Here is a 21213-nt window from a genome sequence, read left to right as displayed (position 1 = left end):
GTGGAGAGACGAATTTTTTATATTTTTATTAAAGAGTAAGTTTATATTTGTTCGATAGCTGGGTATATTTACATATCAAGAATTTACTGGAGGTAATCTAAATGGATGAATTTGAACGTAATTCAGAATACACATATGAAACACGCCCTGTGTTTGACGGACAAATCGTCATGCTATCGTACTTATCATTATTTGTATCAGCATTCATTGCGCCGTTAATTATATGGGCAGTTAAGAAAGACGACGATCCAGAAACGGGTGCTGCACTAGCTGACGTACTAAACTTCTCGATTTCGTATTCAATCTATTTATTTGTTTCTTCGATATTAACTGTAGTTCTCATCGGCTTTATTACGACACCTATTATATTAGTCATGGTTGTAGTATTCACGATTATTGGAGCGATTAAATCATCAAACGGTGAAAGATATCTTCCACCACTAACAATTCGATTCATTAAATAAGGAAAACGCATGTGCCTAAGCACGTGTGTTTTTTCGTGTGGAGGGTGAGTGAGCTGTGTCGGTGTCTACCGTATACGATAATTGATCTTTCGCCTGTTTTTCATCTTAATTAACAAAAAATTGTTGAATGTGTTAAATATATCCGGATAATTAACAAAAACTTGGGATTCAGTGCTGTTTTTGTTAGATAAAAAAATATAATTAACAAAAACCGAGGTGGCGTCTTGAAATTTGTTAATTATATCGAGATATCTAACAAAATCGCGAAATTTTTGTTAGATATAATTTTGAGAAGCAGCTTTATTACTCCCTTGGGATAAAACGACACTTTAAACCTACCGAAATTCAAATTACCACGAGGTTCTTCATCTTAATTAACAAAAAACGTCTCAGCGACCTGAAATTTGATTATTATAATTCCGAGAAAAAACTAAGACTCTTCAGAAATAAAAACACATCAAAACTCCAACGAAAATCACCAAGTTACCTACCAGTTCTTCATCATTTACCTGATTTTTATTCTCAATTCTAAAATTCGATTATCACAATGTATAACACTACAAATATCCGTTGTTTTACGTTATACTAAAGTCATTATGGTCATGGGAAACTTTGACTATAGTTTAGAACTATTATAAACTATTATATGGAAAATAAATTCTATCTAATTGGAGGATTATCGGATGACTTCTGTTTTAGAAATTAAAGACTTACATGTCGAAATTGATGGCAAGAAAATACTTAAAGGTTTAAATCTTACACTTAAACAAGGTGAGATTCACGCTGTAATGGGACCTAACGGTACGGGTAAATCTACACTCGCTCAAGCGATTATGGGACACCCTGCATACGATGTAACGCAAGGTGAAGTTTTACTTGATGGTGAAAACGTACTGGAAATGGAAGTTGACGAGCGTGCGCACGCTGGTTTATTCCTAGCGATGCAGTATCCGTCAGAAATTTCGGGTGTAACAAACTCAGATTTCTTACGTTCAGCTATTAACTCAAGCCGTGAAGAGGGCGACGAGATTAACTTAATGCAATTTATTAAAAAACTAGATAAAAACATGGATTTCTTAGAAATGGATCCAGATATGGCAACGCGTTACTTAAACGAAGGGTTCTCTGGTGGGGAGAAAAAACGTAACGAGATTTTACAACTCATGATGTTAGAACCTAAATTCGCAATCTTAGACGAGATTGACTCTGGTCTAGATATCGACGCGTTACAAGTTGTTTCTAAAGGTATTAACGAACTGCGTGGACCTAGCTTCGGTTCATTAATTATCACGCACTATCAACGCTTATTAAACTACATCGAACCTGACTTCGTACACGTAATGATGCAAGGTAGAGTAGTAAAATCAGGCGGAAAAGAACTTGCAGAACGTCTTGAGAACGAAGGTTACGAGTGGATTAAACAAGAACTCGGAATTGAAGACGAAACAGTAGACGCAGTAGAATAATATCAGGAGGAACTGTAATGGCTAACGAATTCGTTTTAGATAAAGAAAAAGTCTTAAACGACGCAGAACAAAATGGTGTGACAGAGTTCTTTACAAATAAAAGAAAAGAAGCACTAGATTTAATCGATCGTTTAGACATGATAAAACCAGACAAAACACGTATTTATAACTGGGACTTTTTTACAGTTGAGCAACCATTTACGGAAAGTTCAACGTTTGATTCAATTTCTGATTTACCTGAAAAAGTAAAAGAAGTTGTAGAAGTAGAGAATGTAGAAAACTTATACGTGCAACACAATAACACGAAAGCATTTGTAGAATTATCTGAGTCATTAAAGTCTCAAGGTGTTATTGTTGAAGATATATTTACAGCATCAGAAAATCATAAAGACTTAGTTGAAAAGTACTTTATGACTGAAGGTGTAGCTGTCGATGAAAACAAACTGACAGCTTACCACCAAGCGATGTTAAACGGTGGGGTCTTCATCTACGTACCGAAAAACGTAAAAGTTGAAGCGCCAATTCAAGTCGTGTTTTACCACGATGATGAAAATGCATCGTTATATAACCACGTATTACTCGTTGCAGATGAAGGTTCTGAAGTAACTTATGTAGAAAACTATGTCACGAACTTAGAATCAGCGAATGGACAGTTAAACGTTGTAAGTGAAGTGCTTGCAAAAGATAACGCAAAAATTAACTACGGTGCAGTAGACTTCTTAGCAAAAGATCTTACAGGATATGTCGTACGTCGCGGTGTAACAAGTCGTGATGCTGAAATCGACTGGGCACTCGGTCTAATGAGTGACTCAAACGTCATTTACGATAACACGACGTACTTAAACGGTGATAACTCAGAATCAGAAGTTAAAATCGTTACAATTGGTCGTGGACAACAAATCTTAAACTTCACGACAGAAGTTATTCACTACGGTAAAAATACGTACGGAAACATCTTAAAACACGGTGTAATGAAAGAGAACGCAAACAGCGTATTTAACGGGATTGGTCACATCAAAAAAGGTGCGACGAACTCCAACGCTCAACAAGAATCTCGCGTATTAATGCTTGACGGTAAAGCACGTGGTGACGCGAACCCAATTCTATTAATCGACGAAGATGAAGTGGAAGCAGGACACGCAGCATCAGCTGGTCGTGTGGATGAACTACAACTCTTCTACTTAATGAGTAGAGGGCTTAAGCGTGAAGAAGCAGAACGCTTAGTTATCCACGGATTCTTAGCACCAGTTGTTGTTAGCTTACCGATTGAAAGTGTTAAAAACTTACTCGTAGAAGTGATTGAAGATAAAATTTTACACTAATAATACTAGGAGGCTTCCACATTGGACATTAACAAAATAAGACAAGACTTTAAGGTCCTTGACGAAACAGTTAATGGGAATGCACTTACGTACTTAGACACGTCAGCTACAAGCTTAACGCCAAAAAGCGTCGTGGATAAGACGAATGACTATTACTTTAAATATAACGCAAACGTACACCGAGGGGTCCATACTCTCGGTTCGCTTGCGACTGATGCATATGAATCTGCGCGTATGAAAGTACGTAAATTCATAAATGCAAAACGATTTGAAGAAATCATTTATACACGTGGGACAACAGCAGCACTCAACTTAGTCGCACGTTCACTTGGTGATTTTGCTGTTGAAGCGGGAGACGAAATTGTCGTAACAGAAATGGAACACCACGCAAATATCGTACCTTGGCAACAACTTGCAAAACGCAAAGGTGCAAAACTGGTGTTTATTCCTTTAGAGTCTGACGGGACGATTACGCTAGAAAGCGTTAAAAGTGTCATGTCAGATAAAACAAAAATCGTTGCGATTACACACGTTTCAAACGTACTTGGTACAGTAAACGATATTAAATCTATCGCAAAAATCGCACACGACCACGATGCATATATCGTTGTAGATGGTGCGCAAGCTGTACCTCATATGACGGTAGACGTCCAAGACTTAGACGTTGATTTCTATGCGTTTAGTGCACATAAAATGCTTGGTCCAACAGGTGTTGGTGTACTTTATGGTAAAGCAGAAATCCTAGATCAATTAGAGCCGGTAGAATACGGTGGAGATATGATCGATTACGTGTATAAAGAAGACGCAACATGGACGGATTTACCAGTGAAGTTTGAAGCGGGGACACCGATGATTGCTGAAGCAATTGGACTCGGTGCAGCAATCGACTATTTACTCGAAGTCGGTATGGATAACATCCACGACTACGAGCAAGAACTTGTAAATTATGCTTACGAAGAAATGCAGAAAATAGACGGTATTACCATTTATGGACCAAAAGAACGCGCAGGGTTAATTACATTTAATCTTGACGGAGTGCACCCACACGATTTAGCAACAGCGCTTGATCAAGAGGGTATCGCTGTTCGTGCAGGACATCACTGTGCACAACCATTAATGAAATGGTTAGACACAAATTCAACAGCACGTGCAAGTTTCTATATTTATAATACTAAAGATGAAATAGACACATTCATTCGAGGCTTAGAGCGTACGAAGGAGTTTTTCTCATATGAATTTTAGTAATTTAGAACAGCTATACCGTTCAGTCATTATGGACCACTATAAACATCCGCGTAACAAGGGAGAATTAGATAGTGGAACGATTACTATTGATATGAACAACCCAACATGTGGAGATGAAATTCGACTCATGTTAGAAGTAAAAGACAATATAATTGACGACGTTCGTTTCGAAGGACATGGTTGCTCGATTTCGATGGCAAGCGCATCGATGATGACAGAAGCTGTTAAAGGTAAAAATGTAGAGCGTGCGTTAGAAATGGCAGATGAGTTTAGTAAGATGATGCTCGGAGAAGAGTACACAATCACAGACGATATGGGCGACATTGAAGCATTATCCGGCGTCAGCCAATTCCCTGCAAGAATTAAATGTGCGACTCTATCTTGGAAAGCACTTGAAAAAGGTGTAAAAGAAGAAGAATAACCGTACGGAATATGATTAGGAGTGAATCGTTATGGCAATGAGAAAAGCGCCAGATATTGGTGAATATAAATATGGTTTCCGCGATGAAGACGTCTCGATTTTCCGTTCAGAACGCGGGTTAACTGAAGAAATTGTTAGAGAAATTTCAAAGATGAAAGAAGAGCCAGAGTGGATGTTAGACTTCCGTCTAAAATCACTTGAGCAGTTCTATAGTAAGCCGATGCCAACATGGGGTGGAGACTTATCAGAACTTAACTTCGACGAAATTCGTTATTACGTAAAACCTTCAGAGCGTTCAGAACGTTCTTGGGATGAAGTACCTGAAGAAATCAAACGTACGTTTGACCGTTTGGGTATTCCTGAAGCAGAGCAAAAATACTTAGCAGGTGTTTCTGCACAGTATGAATCAGAAGTTGTTTACCACAACATGGAAAAAGAACTTGAAGAAAAAGGTGTCGTATTTAAAGATACTGACGCGGCACTTAGAGAAAACGAAGAACTATTCAAAGAGTACTTCGCGACAGTTGTGCCACCTTCAGACAACAAGTTCGCTGCATTAAACTCAGCGGTTTGGTCAGGTGGATCATTCATTTACGTACCACCTCACGTCAAATTAGATAGTCCGTTACAAGCATACTTCCGTATTAACTCAGAAAATATGGGACAGTTTGAGCGTACGCTTATTATTTGTGACGAAGGCTCATGGTTACACTACGTTGAAGGTTGTACTGCACCAGTTTACACAACAAACTCACTGCACGCAGCAGTTGTTGAAATTATCGTTAAACCTAACGCATACTGCCGTTACACGACGATTCAAAACTGGGCAAACAACGTGTACAACTTAGTTACAAAACGTACATTTGCTGAAGAAAATGCAACGATGGAATGGGTAGACGGTAACATCGGATCTAAGATTACGATGAAATACCCTGCGATTTACCTTAAAGGTGAAGGCGCAAGAGGTATGACGATGTCTATCGCACTTGCAGGTAAAGGACAACTACAAGATGCAGGGTCTAAGATGTTACACTTAGCACCGAATACTTCATCTTCTATCGTATCGAAATCGATCGCACAACACGGTGGTAAAGTAACATACCGTGGACTTGTACACTTTGGACGTAGAGCGGACAACGCAAAATCTACAATCGAGTGTGACACGTTAATTATGGATAAGCAATCGACGTCAGATACAATTCCATACAACGAAGTCTACAACAACAACATTTCTTTAGAGCACGAAGCGCGTGTATCTAAAGTATCAGAAGAACAATTATTCTACCTTATGAGTAGAGGTATCGGTGAAATCGAAGCGACAGAAATGATCGTCATGGGCTTCATCGAACCTTTCACAAAAGAATTACCAATGGAATACGCAGTAGAAATGAACCGCCTCATCAGTTACGAGATGGAAGGTTCAATCGGATAAAATATTACATTGACCGTCGCATGAAAGTGCGGCGGTTTTTTTCTTATTATATTTTGTGTTCTAATACTAAAGGATGATTTTTTCACATTAAATTGACGTCTATACAAAATTAATGATAATCTCAAATTATAAAAGAAATAGGGGGGATTTAAATGGGTCAAACATGGCTTAAACTTGCAGTACTTTACTTAGTTTTCGGAATTTCTGTCGGACTATTTATGTCTTACACGATTCAATTAAACTGGGCTGCAGGACACGCACACGTTAACGTCGTTGGATGGTTAACAACACTAGGTATTGGAGCAGTATTATGTATTTACCCGCACTTAGCAAAAAACGGACTTGGTAAAGCAACGTTCTGGTTATACCATATCGGAGTTCCACTGTTCCTATTCAGTACGTTTTACGTACAAATTGATGCAAAAACAGCACACATCTTCACATTTATCGGTGGACCGATGTTCTTACTTGCAATTATTCTTTTCGGAGTGAATCTTTTCCTTAACTTAAATGAAAATACGAGTGATCTGAAACACTAAGATAACCGTACAAATTTATTTTTGTTATATTATGATAGCGTTTTTATTGTAAAAAAGAACTATAAAAATTAAACACAAACCCTGTTGCAATGATTTCAAATTTCCAAAAATTTCTATTACAATGTGAGATAATCATATTGTAGAGGTGAAGGATATGAAATTATTATTAACAGGGTTTGTTCCATTTTTAAATCATAAAATTAACCCGACAGAAGAAATTGTAAAAGCATTAGACAGTGAAACGATTAATGGGTACACGATTGAAACGAGAGTGTTAGCCGTCGACTTTAACGAATCAGAAAAAGAGTTATTAAAAGAAATAGATGAACGAAAGCCTGACGCAGTTATAATGCTTGGTCTCGCAGCTGGACGTAGTAAAATTACTCCAGAGCGAATTGCGATTAACGTAAAAGACGGCGCAAAAGACAACTCAGGTTTTGCACCAGTTGACCAACCGATTGTCGAAGGCGGTCCGGATGGATTGTTTTCAACACTTCCGATCCGCAAAATGGTAGATACGTTAAATGAATCGTATTTACCTGCAAAAATCTCTAATACGGCAGGCACATATTTATGTAATAACATGATGTACGTCGCACTACACGAAGCAAGTCGTGCGAATGACTCATTTAAAGCCGGATTCATACATCTACCAGCATCGCACGAACTTGCAATCGAGAATCCCGCATTACCAAGCATGTCGCTAGACGACCTTAAACGCGCGGTTAGAATTTGTATAGAGGCGTTGTAAGCGGTGGGGATTCGTGCCGGTTTTTCATCTTTATTAACAAAAAAACGTTGAAAGTGTTAAATATATTAGGATAATTAACAAAAACGCAGAATCTCGCACCGTTTTTGTTAGATAAAAAGATATAATTAACAAAAACCGGCTCGACGACCCGAAATTTGTTAAATATATCCGGATATCTAACAGAATCCCGAAATTTTTGTTAAATATAATTTTGAAAAGTGGTGTTTAAGCTTTTTTAGGATAAAAAGACACAATCAGCCTGCGAAAACAAACTCAAAACCAGGTTTTTCTTCTTTTATTAACAAAAAAAACGTTGAAAGTGTTAAATATATTAGGATAATTAACAAAAACGCAGAATCTTGCACCGTTTTTGTTAGATAAAAAGATATAATTAACAAAAACCGGCTCGACGACCCGAAATTTGTTAAATATATCCGGATATCTAACAAAATCCCGAAATTTTTGTTAAATAAAATTTTGATAAATGGTGTTTAAGCTGTTTTAGGATAAAAAGACACTCTCAAACCCGCACAATCAAACTCACCATCAGGTTTTTCATCCTTAACACCAAAAAAGCGAACGCCCCGATCAATAAATCAGGCGTTCGCTTCTTTTTTTGATTGTTTTGATGATGCGATTGTATTGAACACTGTGATTCCAAGTATGAGTGCAATCCCGACGACTTGGAATAGTTCTAATACGTCGCCGAGTACGATTACTGTTGTTAACACGGCCATCACGGGTTCGAGTAGTCCTAGAATTCCCGCTTCTTGTGAAGTGATATATTTTAAACTTCCAATATAGAGTAAGAATGCGAGTGTCGTTCCAATTAATATCGAGAATAATAATATGCTAATCTCAAATGCCGACCAGTCGTAACCAAAATCTAATGACCAGATCGGTGTTTTAAAGTTTAATAGTATTCCACCGACGAGCATTGAGCCGCCGACGAGTTCTAACGGGTGCATTCTAAGTAGTAAGTACCCCGCGTGTACTGTGTAGTACGCGAGCACGACACCAGATAAAATACCCCAAAATAACGCGAGTGGTGATACGATTAGTTGAGTGAGATTACCATTTGTTGCGATTAAAACGACTCCGACGATCATAAAGAGAATGACGAGTACTTCTTTGTAAGTGAAATTTATATATTTCTTAAAGACGTAATATAAAATAATATAAATAGGTCCGGTACATTGTAGCACTGTCGCAATCGCAGCATTCCCGTATCCAATCGTTGCTGTAAATGAATATTGAACGAGCGTCATACCGAAAATACTATATATAACGAAGCGAGTGACTAAATATTTGTCCCATACCGTCGTACTCTTCTTTTTAAAAACAATTAAAAAGAATAAAACGAGTATAATACCACTGATTAAAAGCCTTGCTGTCACGTACCAATCGACATTCACAGGTGTGTTTCTAAATAACCAGTCGGTCGCGGTACCACCGATTCCCCAAAGGCTTGCGCCGAGTATAACTGAAATCAGCCCAAACACTCTTTTATCTGAAGCCATCGTATCACCATCTTTCATATTGATATACTATTGTACTCAATATAATTATGGAATACTAGATACATTTTTCTTGTTACATTCTCTTAACGACTTATAGTATTTAAATAAAAAGTTTTGACATGGTTTTTCTACTACATATAAAATACCATGCGCGAGTAACACTGAAATGATGACCGGAATTATGATCCATATTTCATGCGTTAAACCGTAATCTTCCATGACGTGAATGAGCGCATATCCGATATTTTGGTGAATTAAATATAACGGGTAAGAAATACTTCCTAAATAAAGCAGCAATTTATTATTTAAAATCTTCAATTTATCGTTTAAAACTAAGGCGAAAATCGATATAAAACTCACTGTAAATAATCCATTCACGACACCTTCGAAGATAAAGTCATACATAACGGCTACGATAATGACAGCCCCGTATTTCAACTGCATGCCTTTTATCCAAATTTCGTGTAGCATAATCCCAATGACGAACAACTGAATATAGTTTGCTGTAGAAAATCTCTCAACAAATTGTGCAGAATCAGTACTCATAATTAGGCTGTAAAGTTGTATCGCCATACCTACGCTGAGCATCGTCACAACTACGGGCATGACTTTTTCTTTATCAATAAGTATGATGAGCGCCATCATCATATAAAACGTAAATTCGACGCGAAGCGACCAGTACGATCCGTCAATATTACGAATACCTATAAATTCTTGAACCATCGTCATATTTACAAACATTTCTTGAATCGTTCGTTGAATGTCAATTGACGATGCGCTTAATACGATAAAAGTAATGACTACAGCTGCAATGTATGCCGGATACAAACGGAACGCTCGTTTAATTAAAAAATCACTTGCAGATCGTCCGCGACTAACTGACATAAAAATCACAAAGCCACTGATGATGAAAAATAGCTGTACACCGTAGTGCCCGAAACTAAATAATTCAGTATTATAATCACTTGCTACGTGTCCAAATCGTCTGTCATAGTGAAATGTATAATGATATAACACGACGAGAAGAGCAGCGATTCCTCGTAGTGCGTCAATTTCAGTAATGCGTTTTTTATTCATACAATCATCCTATTTTTAAGGTTGTATTTCCATTAGCCGTATAATCGACACGATAAACGTTTCAGAAAATATTTAATAATTGTAAACGCATCGTAATATGTGATGTTTAAAAATCTCCAAAAAAGGAATAGTATAAAAAACAGTAAAGAGGGGATATTATGGCAAACAATTTAACAGAGTGGTACGACAAAGCGTTATCAGCTGAAGAGATGCGTCAACAGTTTACGGATTTAAAAGAAGGATTCGATAATATTTACGATAATTTTAGCGTAAAAGAAGATGAGTATAAAGACGAGTTACAAGAAAAGAACTTTAAAGTGCTCGGTATTATCGAGCCGTGGTGTGCGCATTGTATGTTAAATACACCAATTTTACTTCGACTCGCTGAAGCGTATGACTTTGAAGCGAAGTTTGTATTAAGAGATGAAAACCTCGATCTCATGGAGCAATATCAAACAAACGGTAAAAACATCATTCCAATTTACGTTGTTTTAGATGAAAATAATAATGAGATTGGAAAATGGGGACCATTTGCACCAGAAGTGAAGAAAGCTTCAGACGAAGCGAAAAAGCATATCCCAAGTAAAGATGACCCAACTTACGATGAGAAGTTTAAAAAGGTCATCGGTGAACTTAGAGAACAGTTTAAATCTGATGAGGCGCTATGGGAAGCGGCATATAAAGATATTCAAAAAACATTATTAGACGCTTAAAATAAACGAAGTCAGATTCTTATTCAAGAATCTGACTTTTTTCATTTCGTATCGTCTTGTATGCCTAAAAATTGAAGTTTTTCGTTAAATAAAAATGGATAAGATAAAAATCCAACTAAAATTGAAGATAGTGCAGCTGCGTTTAATATAAGAAACAGAATGAGTAATTGATACATCACTGCTTCCATCGGGTCTCCACCACCGATAATTAACCCACTCATCATACCTGGGAGTTGTACAAGACCAACAGTTTTTTGAGATTCAATCGTCGGAATCATACTCGTTTTAATTGCGGATTTTAACGTGTGGTGAACCGCTTCTTTCGGTGTCCCACCAAAAGATAAAATTAACTCGATTGTTTCTTCGTTATGACTGAGTTCAGATTTAAATCGGTCTAAAAATAGTAAAGATAAAACCATACAGTTTCCGATAATCATTCCGGAAATTGGGATGACGTATTGTGCTTCGAACGGGATGATTTTAAATAATAGTAACGTCCCCATTGAAAATAGTTCGACAAACACAAGTGTCGCAATAATAATGATTTTGATATGAGGAATACCTTTACCTTTTTTAACGATATTTTGACTCGCTGCTGCGATAATTAAAACAATCATTAACAACATAAAAATCGTACTCTTACTATCGAACACGAATTGTAAAATATACCCGATAATAATTAGCTGGATTGTCGCTCGTATTGAAGCAATAATAATATCCTTTTCTAGACCGAGCTTTAAAACGACAGCGAGTATAATAGGGATGATTACAAACACTAATGCGAGCGCTAAACTTGTAAACGACATTTAAAATTCCCCCTCTAAAAATTGTTTTAAAGCATCAGTTTTAGGATGAGCGAACTGTTCAATTGGTCCAAACTCAATTAACTCGCCCTTTCTTAAATACCAAAAGTCATCGGACACACGCTTTGCTTGTGAGAGATCATGCGTCACCCAAATAATTGTTAAATCAAACTCTTTTTGATTTTTTACGATTAGTCGTTCGATTTCTCGAGCGACAGTCACATCGACACTCGCCGTGATTTCATCGAGAAGTAAGATATCAGGATTATTTACGAGCGTACGTGCTAGTGCGACACGACTCTTTTCACCACCAGATAATTTACGAACCGGTCGGTCGATGAAGTCTTTTGTTAAATCGACTTTTTCTAGAAATTCAATTGCTTCATCTTTAGAAAATGTCTCGTTAAATAAATCTTTTGGAAATTTTAAGTTGTCATATACAGTGCCTTCAAGCATGGGTGACGACTGAAATGCAAATCCAACATTACGTCGTAACTTAATAATATCCATTGCTTTAATGTTTTCTTCTCCAATATATATGTCGCCATTAGTTGGAGATAAAAGACCGTTAATATGTTTTAATGTCGTTGATTTCCCAGCGCCACTTGGTCCGATTAATGCTGTAATACGATTCTTTTTAAACGTTCCGGAAATGTTTTTTAAAATATGTTTATGAGATACGTCTTTAAACGAAATAGACATCATCATTCTCCTTTAGTTTCTATTTTCAAATAAAAATAGTTTCTGTGGTAAAATAAATCTAGGTGATACTATGATTTATATCGGATTAACTGGATGGGGCGATCACGATTCACTTTATACTGATGTCACAAAAGTGAATCAAAAACTTGAGACATACGCCGGTACATTTCCAGTCGTTGAAGTCGATTCGACATATTATGCAATATTACAACAATCGACGATTGAAAAGTGGTGCCGTGAAACACCAGAAGATTTTAAGTTTATCGTCAAAACACACCAGTTTATGACAGGTCATGGTGACTTTAGAACATCTTATTCAAACATAAATGAATTATATAAAGACTATAAAGAAATGTTACAACCTATGGTGAATCATGGCAAACTTGCTTATATATTAATGCAGTTTCCACCTTGGTATGAATGCAATGAGAAAAACATTAACTACGTTCGACTCGCTAAAAAGATGCTTCAACCGTTAAAAGTTGCGGTTGAATTTCGTCATGCGTCTTGGTTTACTGATGACAAAAAAGAACAAACGCTACAATTTCTCCACGACAATCGTCTTATCCATACGATTGTCGATGCCCCTCAAATTGGTGAGGGGACGGTTCCATTTGTCAGTCGTGTGACTGATGATATCGGGTTTATTCGTCTTCACGGTAGAAATGCACACGGATGGATGCAGATGAACCGAACGAGAGAAGAGTGGCGAAATGTGCGTTACTTATATAATTATAACCGAGAAGAACTTGAAGCACTGAAAAAACATATAGAAATTTTATCGTTTAAAACAAAAGATATTTACGTTATTTTCAACAATAACTCTGGTGGCCATGCTGCCGAGAACGCAGAAACCTTAATCGATATGCTCGGTATTAAATATAAAACTCTCGCTCCAAAACAACTCAAACTATTTTAAAGTAAAGGAGGATAATCATGATCTTAACAATAATTATATTAATATGTATCGGATTATTCTCCTCAATTTTAGGTGCACTCGTCGGAATGGGTGGTGGGGTCATCATCGTTCCAGCACTCGTATTTTTCGGTATTAAACTCGGTATGATCGAAGGTATGACACCGCAACTTGCGATCGGAACGTCGAGTATGATTTTAGTCATTACGGGATTCTCTGCGATGGTTCAGTATAACAAAAGTAACCAAGTTGACAGATATAGCGGCTCTATTTTTTTAATCGGTCTCGTACCTGGTGCGTTCGTCGGATCATATGCGAGCGCGTCTTTAACTCTAGATTCATTTAATTTATACTTCGGATCATTTTTAATCATCATTAGTATTATACTGATGGTGCGAGATAAAATACCGCCTTTAAAAGTGTTTCAAAACCCTAAATACTTAAGACCGCATATCGATGCTGATGGGGTTGTTCATCAGTATGGATTCCCGGTATGGATTGCGGTAGCGATCACTTTCTTAGTTGGATTTACCACAGGGTTATTTGGAATCGGTGGGGGCGTACTGATGACGCCGTTAATGATTATCGTCTTTAGAATTCCACCGACGATTGCGATCGGAACGTCGATGATGTTAATATTCTTTTCGAGTTTTTCAAGTGCAATCGGGCACGCATTACAATCTCACGTTCAATATTTCTCGCTTATATTTTTAGCGGTGAGTTCGTATTTTGGAGCGAGAATTGGTGTAAAGTTAGCCAGTCGATTTACGAGCGATGGTTTAGTCAAAATACTTCGCACAGTGCTACTGTTAATCGGTTTATATTTAATTTTAGAAGCGATACTTTAAAGGAAAGTGTGTTGTTATGAAAAAGCAAATTCGCATTTACCATACGAATGATATCCATAGTCATTTTGATAATTATCATGCGATTGTCGAGTACATAAAACCGCGTAAAGATGAAAATACACTTTACGTTGATATCGGAGATCACGTCGATAGAAGTCATCCGTATACAGATGCAACGATTGGTAGAGGTAACGTCGAACGTCTAAATGACGCACTCTGTGACGTCGCAACGATCGGTAACAACGAAGGTATAACGTTAACTAAAAGTGAATTAAAAAATTTATATAATGAAGCGGATTTCGAAGTGATTTGTGCGAATCTTCGCGATGAACATGGGTTATTATTCCCACCGTACACGATTAAAAGAATCGGCGATATCCGTATTGGCTTTATTGCCGCAACTGTTGAGTTTACACCGTTTTATAAAGCGCTCGCGTTAGATGTTGAAGGCGCGTTTTATTACATTAAAGAATACTTAAAAGAAATGAAATGTCACTGTGACGCCGTTGTGATGTTGTCACACTTAGGTAAATATGACGACGAGAGACTTGCAGAAGAATGTCCAGAAATTGATGTAATTATCGGTGGACATACGCATCACACACTCCCAGAAAATTATAAAGTAAACAAGACGACGTTAACTGCAGCCGGACGATTCGGAGAGTATTTCGGTTGTGTCGATTTAGAATTTACGGATTATAATTTAACAGACGTTTCAACGCGTTTAATTGAAACGGATCTATTATCAAACCGCTACGACGAATTTTATGACGTCGGAAAAGAGATGCTAAATACAACTGTAAAGCACGATGTACTAGCAATTGAACGGACACTATATACGATGAACTGGTTTACGTACACGTTATTACAGATGATTCAAAAGTATACACAGACTGACATTTCTATCATTCACGCAGGGTTAATCGCTGCAGAATTTAGAGGCGGGGAAATGACGAAATACCACGTTCATAAAGTATTACCCCATGCTATTAATCTAATTAAAGTAGAGATGACAGGGCGCGACTTAAAAGATATGTACTATACGGCAAGCGCTCAAGAATATAAAGATGAAATTATAAAAGGACTCGGTTTTAGAGGCGACGTGATGGGTGTGTTTTTAATTGATGGATTATCAGTCATTGAAAGCAGACGTGAATTTTACGTGAACGGTGAACTAGTAGAAGATGAAAACATATATGAAGTTGGGACGCTCGACATGTATTCATTTGGTCGATTCTTCCCACACTTTAATTCGTTAAATAAGACGTATTACATTCCAGAATTTTTAAGAGATATCGTCGACATTTATAAAGATGATTTAATAATTTCAAAAGAATTTTGACTTTTTACAACATAAAGTCTATAATGAAATGCAATTCGAAAATAAAGCAATTAAATACAAGTAGAGGTGCACATGACACTGGTAAAAGTTGGAGTAGCCATACTGTGAAGACTTTGAAGAGGGATTGTGCCGAAATGGTAAAGCTGGACACTTTGCTGTTGGGACTTCGTTTAATAGATGAAGTACTGTCATGATTATCATGGTGCGCTACATTTGTTAAACACAAGTGGAAAGCACTTGTGTTTTTTTGTTATATAAGATTAGGAGTAGATTTGAATGGATTCAATTTTAAACTGGACGTATATTTCACTTATCCCACCACTCATTACGTTAATACTCGTCCTATTAACGCGACGTGTAGATTTAAGTTTAGGTGTTGGGATCATTACTTCAGCAATTGTCATAACACAAGGTAACGTCGGAGAAATGGTTGCTAAGATTTGGCAAACGTTTATCGATTTAATTATCGAAGACGGCTGGTTAAATACGTGGAGTGCGTATATTTTAATCTTCTTAGCATTGCTTGGAATTATGAGTGCATTTATGAGTATGTCAGGCGGAGCGAGAGCATTTACGAGCTACGCGATGACAAAAGTTAAAACGCGTACTGGAGCACTTTTATTAAGCGGTATACTCGGCATTATTATTTTTATTGATGACTATTTTAGTGCGATTATTACACCTCAAGTATCTAAGCCGTTAACGGACAAATATAAAGTATCACGCGCGAAACTTGCGTACGTTGTCGACACGACAGCATCCCCAATTGCAGTGATCATGCCAGTATCGAGCTGGGGTGCAACAATTATGGGGCTGACTGCGCCACTACTTATCGCAGCAGGACTCAGTCACATCACACCGTTCGAAGCGTTTTTATATATGATTCCACTAAACTTTTATAGTTTAAGTGCAATTATTTTAATGTTTATCGTCATCCTTACGAATTTTGATATATTCGGTATGAAACGTGAAGAGTCACGTGCTATAAACGACGGAATATTATACGATAAAAAGGTTGAAGACGATGAATTACAAGTCGCGTATCACTCATCTAAAAGCGCGTTAATTGTTCCACTTGTTGGTCTAGTAGCGGGTGTACTTATTGGAATGATTTACACAGGGATAAAAGAAAGTGGATCATTAAATCCAATCGTCATTCTCGAAAATAACTCGATTACGCATTCATTAATTTTTGGTGGTATCATCGGGGTTGTTTTATCGTTAATTTACTATTATAAATTCACTAGGCAAGATGAAAACTTCTCAAGTCGCGACACGTGGATTGGATTTAAAACAGGGCTTCAAGCGATGATTGGCCCGATTATCGTGTTAATACTTGCATGGATGACAGGTGAACTAATAAGTGAACTAGGGACTGGTGAATTACTCGGTCAAATGGTGAAAGAGTCGAATATTTCAGCAGCATTCCTACCGGCAATCGTGTTTGTCGTTGCATGTATTATGGCATTAACAACAGGTACATCTTGGGGATCATTTGGTATACTCGTTCCGATTGCAGGAAATATTATCATTACGTTAGAAGAACCTGAACTATTACTCGCATCAATCGCAGCAGTACTAGCGGGTGGTGTGTTCGGGGACCACTGTTCACCGATTTCAGATTCGACGATACTTTCAAGTACAGGATCTGGATCTGACCATATCGTCCACGTCATGACGCAAATACCATATGCAGTAATTGCAGCCGTTGTTTCATTAGTATCATTTGTAGTCGTTGGGTTTACAACTTCAACTGGATTAGGATTACTCGTGATGATCGGGTTATTCATCGCATTAACACTCGTTATTAAACTCGTGTATACACCGATTCAAGCTAAAAGATAATAGTGAAATTATTCACTTACGATATAAGTATACTCGCTCTTCAAAGTTGTGTTATTATAAAATCAAATACACCACAAAGGTAGGGATTCGAGTGGCAACAAAGAACGAGGAGATTTTAAGAAAACCTGAATGGCTTAAAATTAAATTAAATACAAATGAGAACTATATCGGTCTCAAAAAAATGATGCGTGCAGAAAATTTACATACAGTGTGTGAAGAGGCGCGTTGTCCAAACATCCACGAATGTTGGGCGGAGCGTCGTACAGCAACATTTATGATTTTAGGATCTGTATGTACGAGAGCGTGTCGTTTCTGTGCAATTAAAACTGGGCTTCCAAGTGAAGTAGACTGGGACGAGCCAAGACGTATTGCAGAATCAGTTCAAAAAATGGATTTAAAGCACTGTGTAATAACTACAGTTGCACGTGATGATTTACGTGACGGTGGTGCAAAAGTTTACGCTGAAACAATCCGTAAAGTACGTGAAGTGAACCCATATACGACAGTAGAAGTACTACCTTTTGATTTTAACGGTAACAAAGAAAACATTAAAATTTTAATGGATGCAAAACCAGACATTTTAAACCATAATATTGAGACGGTCGAACGTTTAACAAAGCGTGTACGTGCAAAAGCAACATACCGTCGTTCATTAGAAATGCTCAGATATTGTAAAGAGCTTCAACCGGATATCCCGACGAAATCATCGATCATGATTGGTCTCGGTGAGACGCATGAAGAAATTTTACAAACGATGGATGACCTTCTAGAGCACGGTGTTGATATTTTAACAATCGGTCAATATCTACAACCGACACGTAAACACTTAACAGTGAAAAAGTATTATACGCCGCTCGAGTTCGGTAAGCTACGTAAAATCGCAATGGAAAAAGGTTTTAAACATTGCCAAGCTGGACCGATGGTACGTTCAAGCTACCATGCTGATGAGCAAGTAAATGCAGCAGCACGTCGCCGTCAAGAAGAAGGAGACAGAATTCGTCAAGGTGAATAAAATAACGACAGTCGGTCACATGCATTTTGAACTGATCAAAGAGTACCGAGATGCATTTGACGAAGAGCAGTTTAAAGAAAAATATAGCGACGTTTTAAATAAATACGATTATATCGTCGGAGATATCGGTTATGAAAAACTACGTCTCGTCGGATTTTATAGAGACGATAAGAAAAAAGTAGAATTCGATAAGCGCTATAGTTTAATTCAAGATTATTTACTCGAGTATTGTAATTTTGGATGTGCGTATTTTATCTTACGCAAAATCACAAAAGAAGAACAAAAAGAACTCGGTTTAAGACCAGAAGAGAAGCCTTCAGAATAATATTTCTGAAGGCTTTTAATAATCCATGAACCAGCCGGGTGATATAATATCTTTTAAAAATTCGATGACTTCATCGGCTTGGTCATCAGAAAACTGAAGAGCGTGTGCAATATACCCCGGTTCGTTTAAGTCATCAGTACCAACGATACTAAACGTATTATTTTGCATATTTAACACTAAACTTTTCCCGAAGAATTTAGACGTTTGTATAATCGCAAGGTCATAACGCCCAAAGTCACCGGCAAAGCCGACGTATCGTGCGTTCGGTGTTTCATTATCATCGTATAAGTAATGTTTTAACATAGTTCCCTCCATAAAGGACTTTCTATTTATGATATTATAGATGTATTAGTAATTAAATTAAAGGAGTTTACTATGTTATTTGTAGACAAGAATTTAATATTAAAACGTTTAGACTACATTAAAGGGTTAACAGAAGAGATTGACACGGATAATTCACTCGCATTAGAGCGCGTGTGTGAGATGTTAATTGAAGCGTCTGTCGACGTTGGAAACATGATTATCGATGGATTTGTGTTACGCGATCCAGGAAACTATTTAGACGTAATGGATATTATGAAAACAGAAGGTGTAATTCCAGAAGACGATTTTACAAAATTTGAAGAGACGTTTAAATTTAGAAATGTTCTCGTACGTGAATATGAAGACGTGGACCATGAGGCAATGAGAAAAGTATTTAGGGATAATTTATCTGCATATGCCAACTTTAAAGAAAATGTCTTACATTTCTTTGAAACAGATCCTCAAGCAGTGACCGCATTTATGGGGGATCAACATGTATAAAGGGTATTTAATCGACTTAGACGGTACGATGTTTAATGGAGACGAGCGTATCGAAGGGGCGGCAGAGTTTATTCATCGCTTAAATGAGGCTAAAATTCCTTATATGTTTGTGACAAATAGTGGTGCACGAACACCAGAAGAGACACTTAAGAAATTTGAGTCACACGGCATCGAGACGTCCATTGAACATATTTACACGGCAGCACTCGCTGCTGTCGACTACGTAAAAGAAAATGGTAAAACAAATATTTACGCAGTCGGATCCGATTCATTTAAAGAAACTTTATTGAACAATGAGATAACACTTGTTGATTATCATGCAGATGCTGTATTATTCTCTTATGACACTCATATTAATTATGAAAAGTACGTGAACGCTGTACAAAACGTGTTAGAAGGTGCAGAGTTAATTTTAACGAATCCAGATAAGGTGATTCGTCATAAAAATAAATTCATACCAGGTAACGGAGCACTCGCTTCTGTCGTAGTAAGTGCGACCGGAGTAGAGCCAGTCGTTGTCGGGAAACCAAACTCATACATTTTACAAAAAGCACTTGAAAAAATCGGTCTTCTTCAAAAAGACGTCGCAATGATCGGTGATAATTACGACACAGATATCATGACAGGCATCAAAGGTGGAATAGACACGATACACGTTAATACAGGAGTTCATCGTACTGAAGATGTCATGAAAAAAGAAGTGCCTCCAACTCATGCAGTAGAAAACTTACTAGATTGGGCACTTTAAAATTAAAGGAGATTTCTATGAAAACGAAAGATCTTGTACTTTGTGCAGTATTCGTCGCACTCGTAGCAATCAGTGCGATGATTACAATTCCAATCGGACCCGTTCCGATAACACTTCAAACGCCTATGGTCATTTTAACAGGCGCACTACTCGGTAGTCGTCTTGGGGTAATGACGATGGTCGTATACTTAATCGCTGGACTTATCGGGATTCCAGTATTTGCTGGTGGCTCTGGTGGATTCGGATCATTACTATCACCAAGTTTTGGTTTCGTCATCGGATTTATACCACTCGCATACTTTGCAGGACTCGGTAACCGTGAAGGACAGTCTGTACTAAAAGCAATACTTACAACAGCAGTTGGCATGGTGATCTTATTCACATTCGGATTCTTATACTTCTACTTCATCATGAACAACGTATTAGAATCACCAAAAGGACTCGCAGAATCAATCATGCTAACAGTTGCGCCTTTCATAGTGAAAGACTTAATCGTAACAGTTGTGACAGTGTTATTTGCACAAACACTCGTCAGACGTGGTATTACAGCGCACGCTTAAAAGATGAAACACTTCCTAGCTGATGTTAGGAAGTGTATTTTTATAGGTTTTTTTATCATTAATTAACAAAAAAATGGTGAAAGTGTTAAATATATCAAGATAATTAACAAAAAATCAGAATTCAGGATCGTTTTTGTTAGATAAAAAAATATAATTAACAAAAAACGGGTCGATGACTCGATATTTGTTAAATAAATCGAGATATATAACAAAATCACGAAATTATTGTTAAATATAATTTTGAGAAGTGGTTTTATTACTGATTTGGGATAAAAAGACCCAAAATGCCTGCCGGAAATCCGATCTAAACCAGGTTTTTCATCTTAATTAACAAAAAAATGGTGAAAGTGTTAAATAT

Annotated in this window: 23 protein-coding genes and 1 riboswitch; of the genes, 18 read left to right on the top strand and 5 right to left on the bottom strand. The window is 37.3% G+C overall.

The window, feature by feature from the left end; translation table 11 throughout:
- Positions 1-101 precede the first annotated feature (101 nt).
- The 8 genes from BBS29_RS07410 (at position 102) to pcp (ending at position 7640) form a co-directional block, all read left to right on the top strand.
- The gene (locus BBS29_RS07410) at positions 102-464 is read left to right on the top strand and encodes a DUF4870 domain-containing protein (protein WP_068130829.1); all 363 of its coding nucleotides are present in this window, start codon (positions 102-104) and stop codon (positions 462-464) included.
- Positions 465-1147: 683 nt separating this feature from the next.
- Positions 1148-1930, top strand: coding sequence for a Fe-S cluster assembly ATPase SufC (gene sufC, locus BBS29_RS07405; RefSeq protein ID WP_068130826.1), 783 nt, complete (start codon positions 1148-1150; stop codon positions 1928-1930).
- A 17-nt stretch (positions 1931-1947) separates the two neighbouring features.
- Positions 1948-3252 carry a Fe-S cluster assembly protein SufD gene (gene sufD / locus BBS29_RS07400; RefSeq protein WP_068130823.1) on the top strand — a complete coding sequence of 435 codons (1305 nt, stop codon included), beginning with the start codon at positions 1948-1950 and terminating at the stop codon, positions 3250-3252.
- Between the two features lie 21 nt (positions 3253-3273).
- Positions 3274-4494, top strand: a complete 1221-nt coding sequence (locus BBS29_RS07395) for a cysteine desulfurase (RefSeq protein WP_068130819.1) — start codon at positions 3274-3276, stop codon at positions 4492-4494.
- The gene (gene sufU, locus BBS29_RS07390; RefSeq protein WP_068130817.1) at positions 4484-4918 is read left to right on the top strand and encodes a Fe-S cluster assembly sulfur transfer protein SufU; all 435 of its coding nucleotides are present in this window, start codon (positions 4484-4486) and stop codon (positions 4916-4918) included. The genes BBS29_RS07395 and sufU overlap by 11 nt, the downstream gene beginning before the upstream one ends.
- A 37-nt stretch (positions 4919-4955) precedes the next feature.
- Positions 4956-6350 carry a Fe-S cluster assembly protein SufB gene (sufB, locus tag BBS29_RS07385; protein ID WP_068130858.1) on the top strand — a complete coding sequence of 465 codons (1395 nt, stop codon included), beginning with the start codon at positions 4956-4958 and terminating at the stop codon, positions 6348-6350.
- A gap of 152 nt (positions 6351-6502) precedes the next feature.
- Entirely contained in the window at positions 6503-6889 is a 387-nt protein-coding gene (locus tag BBS29_RS07380) for a hypothetical protein (protein ID WP_068130814.1), read from the top strand.
- 154 nt (positions 6890-7043) lie between these two features.
- Positions 7044-7640 carry a pyroglutamyl-peptidase I gene (gene pcp, locus BBS29_RS07375; protein ID WP_068130809.1) on the top strand — a complete coding sequence of 199 codons (597 nt, stop codon included), beginning with the start codon at positions 7044-7046 and terminating at the stop codon, positions 7638-7640.
- Positions 7641-8236: 596 nt separating this feature from the next.
- Here pcp and BBS29_RS07370 read toward each other — a convergent pair.
- Together BBS29_RS07370 and BBS29_RS07365 are read right to left on the bottom strand one after the other, a co-directional pair.
- Positions 8237-9160, bottom strand: a complete 924-nt coding sequence (locus BBS29_RS07370) for an EamA family transporter (protein WP_068130806.1) — start codon at positions 9158-9160, stop codon at positions 8237-8239.
- A 45-nt stretch (positions 9161-9205) separates the two neighbouring features.
- Entirely contained in the window at positions 9206-10237 is a 1032-nt protein-coding gene (locus BBS29_RS07365) for an acyltransferase family protein (RefSeq protein ID WP_068130803.1), read from the bottom strand.
- 158 nt (positions 10238-10395) lie between these two features.
- On the opposite strand from BBS29_RS07365, the gene BBS29_RS07360 reads away from it, so the two are divergent.
- Complete coding sequence (locus BBS29_RS07360) at positions 10396-10950, top strand: thioredoxin family protein (protein ID WP_068130800.1); 555 nt, start codon at positions 10396-10398, stop codon at positions 10948-10950.
- Positions 10951-10991: 41 nt separating this feature from the next.
- Here BBS29_RS07360 and BBS29_RS07355 read toward each other — a convergent pair whose 3' ends face one another.
- Complete coding sequence (locus tag BBS29_RS07355) at positions 10992-11756, bottom strand: ABC transporter permease (RefSeq protein ID WP_068130796.1); 765 nt, start codon at positions 11754-11756, stop codon at positions 10992-10994.
- Positions 11757-12461 (bottom strand): ABC transporter ATP-binding protein, encoded by a 705-nt coding sequence (locus tag BBS29_RS07350; protein ID WP_257009098.1) that lies wholly within the window; start codon positions 12459-12461, stop codon positions 11757-11759.
- Between the two features lie 64 nt (positions 12462-12525).
- On the opposite strand from BBS29_RS07350, the gene BBS29_RS07345 reads away from it, so the two are divergent.
- The 6 genes from BBS29_RS07345 to BBS29_RS07320 all read left to right on the top strand — a co-directional run bounded on the left by BBS29_RS07345 (position 12526) and on the right by BBS29_RS07320 (position 18743).
- Positions 12526-13374 carry a DUF72 domain-containing protein gene (locus BBS29_RS07345; RefSeq protein WP_068130790.1) on the top strand — a complete coding sequence of 283 codons (849 nt, stop codon included), beginning with the start codon at positions 12526-12528 and terminating at the stop codon, positions 13372-13374.
- A gap of 17 nt (positions 13375-13391) precedes the next feature.
- A complete protein-coding gene (locus BBS29_RS07340) occupies positions 13392-14219 on the top strand; it encodes a sulfite exporter TauE/SafE family protein (protein WP_068130788.1) in 828 nt (275 codons plus the stop codon).
- Between the two features lie 16 nt (positions 14220-14235).
- Entirely contained in the window at positions 14236-15561 is a 1326-nt protein-coding gene (locus BBS29_RS07335) for a bifunctional metallophosphatase/5'-nucleotidase (RefSeq protein ID WP_068130785.1), read from the top strand.
- A gap of 53 nt (positions 15562-15614) precedes the next feature.
- A riboswitch (Lysine riboswitch) is annotated at positions 15615-15779 on the top strand.
- Between the two features lie 58 nt (positions 15780-15837).
- Positions 15838-17406, top strand: a complete 1569-nt coding sequence (locus BBS29_RS07330; RefSeq protein WP_068130783.1) for a Na+/H+ antiporter NhaC family protein — start codon at positions 15838-15840, stop codon at positions 17404-17406.
- A gap of 91 nt (positions 17407-17497) precedes the next feature.
- Positions 17498-18418, top strand: coding sequence for a lipoyl synthase (gene lipA, locus BBS29_RS07325; protein ID WP_040929387.1), 921 nt, complete (start codon positions 17498-17500; stop codon positions 18416-18418).
- Between the two features lies 1 nt (position 18419).
- Entirely contained in the window at positions 18420-18743 is a 324-nt protein-coding gene (locus BBS29_RS07320; RefSeq protein WP_373554040.1) for a YutD family protein, read from the top strand.
- Between the two features lie 15 nt (positions 18744-18758).
- On the opposite strand, the gene BBS29_RS07315 is transcribed toward BBS29_RS07320, so the two are convergent.
- Positions 18759-19046 carry a DUF3055 domain-containing protein gene (locus BBS29_RS07315; RefSeq protein ID WP_068130779.1) on the bottom strand — a complete coding sequence of 96 codons (288 nt, stop codon included), beginning with the start codon at positions 19044-19046 and terminating at the stop codon, positions 18759-18761.
- Between the two features lie 72 nt (positions 19047-19118).
- Here BBS29_RS07315 and hepT point away from each other — a divergent pair, with 72 nt between their 5' ends.
- From hepT to BBS29_RS07300, 3 genes are read left to right on the top strand one after another with little or no spacing between them, the layout of a single operon-like run.
- Positions 19119-19547, top strand: a complete 429-nt coding sequence (gene hepT, locus BBS29_RS07310) for a type VII toxin-antitoxin system HepT family RNase toxin (protein WP_068130775.1) — start codon at positions 19119-19121, stop codon at positions 19545-19547.
- A complete protein-coding gene (locus tag BBS29_RS07305; RefSeq protein WP_068130774.1) occupies positions 19540-20295 on the top strand; it encodes a TIGR01457 family HAD-type hydrolase in 756 nt (251 codons plus the stop codon). The genes hepT and BBS29_RS07305 overlap by 8 nt, the downstream gene beginning before the upstream one ends.
- A 17-nt stretch (positions 20296-20312) precedes the next feature.
- Complete coding sequence (locus tag BBS29_RS07300; protein ID WP_068130770.1) at positions 20313-20855, top strand: biotin transporter BioY; 543 nt, start codon at positions 20313-20315, stop codon at positions 20853-20855.
- Positions 20856-21213 lie beyond the last annotated feature (358 nt).

Origin of the sequence: Nosocomiicoccus ampullae, assembly GCF_001696685.1 — a bacterium.
In the GTDB taxonomy this organism is placed as follows: domain Bacteria; phylum Bacillota; class Bacilli; order Staphylococcales; family Salinicoccaceae; genus Nosocomiicoccus; species Nosocomiicoccus ampullae_A.
The sequence above is the reverse complement of the archived record's forward strand: the minus strand, read 5'-3'. Positions and strand labels throughout refer to the sequence as shown.

Coding starts and splice junctions, on each gene's coding strand:
- BBS29_RS07330 (WP_068130783.1), top strand. CDS start 15,838: ATGGATTCAATTTTAAACTGGACGTATATTTCACTTATCCCACCACTC.
- BBS29_RS07305 (WP_068130774.1), top strand. CDS start 19,540: ATGTATAAAGGGTATTTAATCGACTTAGACGGTACGATGTTTAATGGA.
- BBS29_RS07345 (WP_068130790.1), top strand. CDS start 12,526: ATGATTTATATCGGATTAACTGGATGGGGCGATCACGATTCACTTTAT.
- BBS29_RS07350 (WP_257009098.1), bottom strand. CDS start 12,461: ATGATGATGTCTATTTCGTTTAAAGACGTATCTCATAAACATATTTTA.
- pcp (WP_068130809.1), top strand. CDS start 7,044: ATGAAATTATTATTAACAGGGTTTGTTCCATTTTTAAATCATAAAATT.
- sufB (WP_068130858.1), top strand. CDS start 4,956: ATGAGAAAAGCGCCAGATATTGGTGAATATAAATATGGTTTCCGCGAT.
- BBS29_RS07315 (WP_068130779.1), bottom strand. CDS start 19,046: ATGTTAAAACATTACTTATACGATGATAATGAAACACCGAACGCACGA.
- hepT (WP_068130775.1), top strand. CDS start 19,119: ATGTTATTTGTAGACAAGAATTTAATATTAAAACGTTTAGACTACATT.
- BBS29_RS07370 (WP_068130806.1), bottom strand. CDS start 9,160: ATGGCTTCAGATAAAAGAGTGTTTGGGCTGATTTCAGTTATACTCGGC.
- BBS29_RS07300 (WP_068130770.1), top strand. CDS start 20,313: ATGAAAACGAAAGATCTTGTACTTTGTGCAGTATTCGTCGCACTCGTA.
- sufD (WP_068130823.1), top strand. CDS start 1,948: ATGGCTAACGAATTCGTTTTAGATAAAGAAAAAGTCTTAAACGACGCA.
- BBS29_RS07410 (WP_068130829.1), top strand. CDS start 102: ATGGATGAATTTGAACGTAATTCAGAATACACATATGAAACACGCCCT.
- BBS29_RS07360 (WP_068130800.1), top strand. CDS start 10,396: ATGGCAAACAATTTAACAGAGTGGTACGACAAAGCGTTATCAGCTGAA.
- BBS29_RS07335 (WP_068130785.1), top strand. CDS start 14,236: ATGAAAAAGCAAATTCGCATTTACCATACGAATGATATCCATAGTCAT.
- BBS29_RS07340 (WP_068130788.1), top strand. CDS start 13,392: ATGATCTTAACAATAATTATATTAATATGTATCGGATTATTCTCCTCA.
- BBS29_RS07380 (WP_068130814.1), top strand. CDS start 6,503: ATGGGTCAAACATGGCTTAAACTTGCAGTACTTTACTTAGTTTTCGGA.
- BBS29_RS07355 (WP_068130796.1), bottom strand. CDS start 11,756: ATGTCGTTTACAAGTTTAGCGCTCGCATTAGTGTTTGTAATCATCCCT.
- sufU (WP_068130817.1), top strand. CDS start 4,484: ATGAATTTTAGTAATTTAGAACAGCTATACCGTTCAGTCATTATGGAC.
- BBS29_RS07365 (WP_068130803.1), bottom strand. CDS start 10,237: ATGAATAAAAAACGCATTACTGAAATTGACGCACTACGAGGAATCGCT.
- sufC (WP_068130826.1), top strand. CDS start 1,148: ATGACTTCTGTTTTAGAAATTAAAGACTTACATGTCGAAATTGATGGC.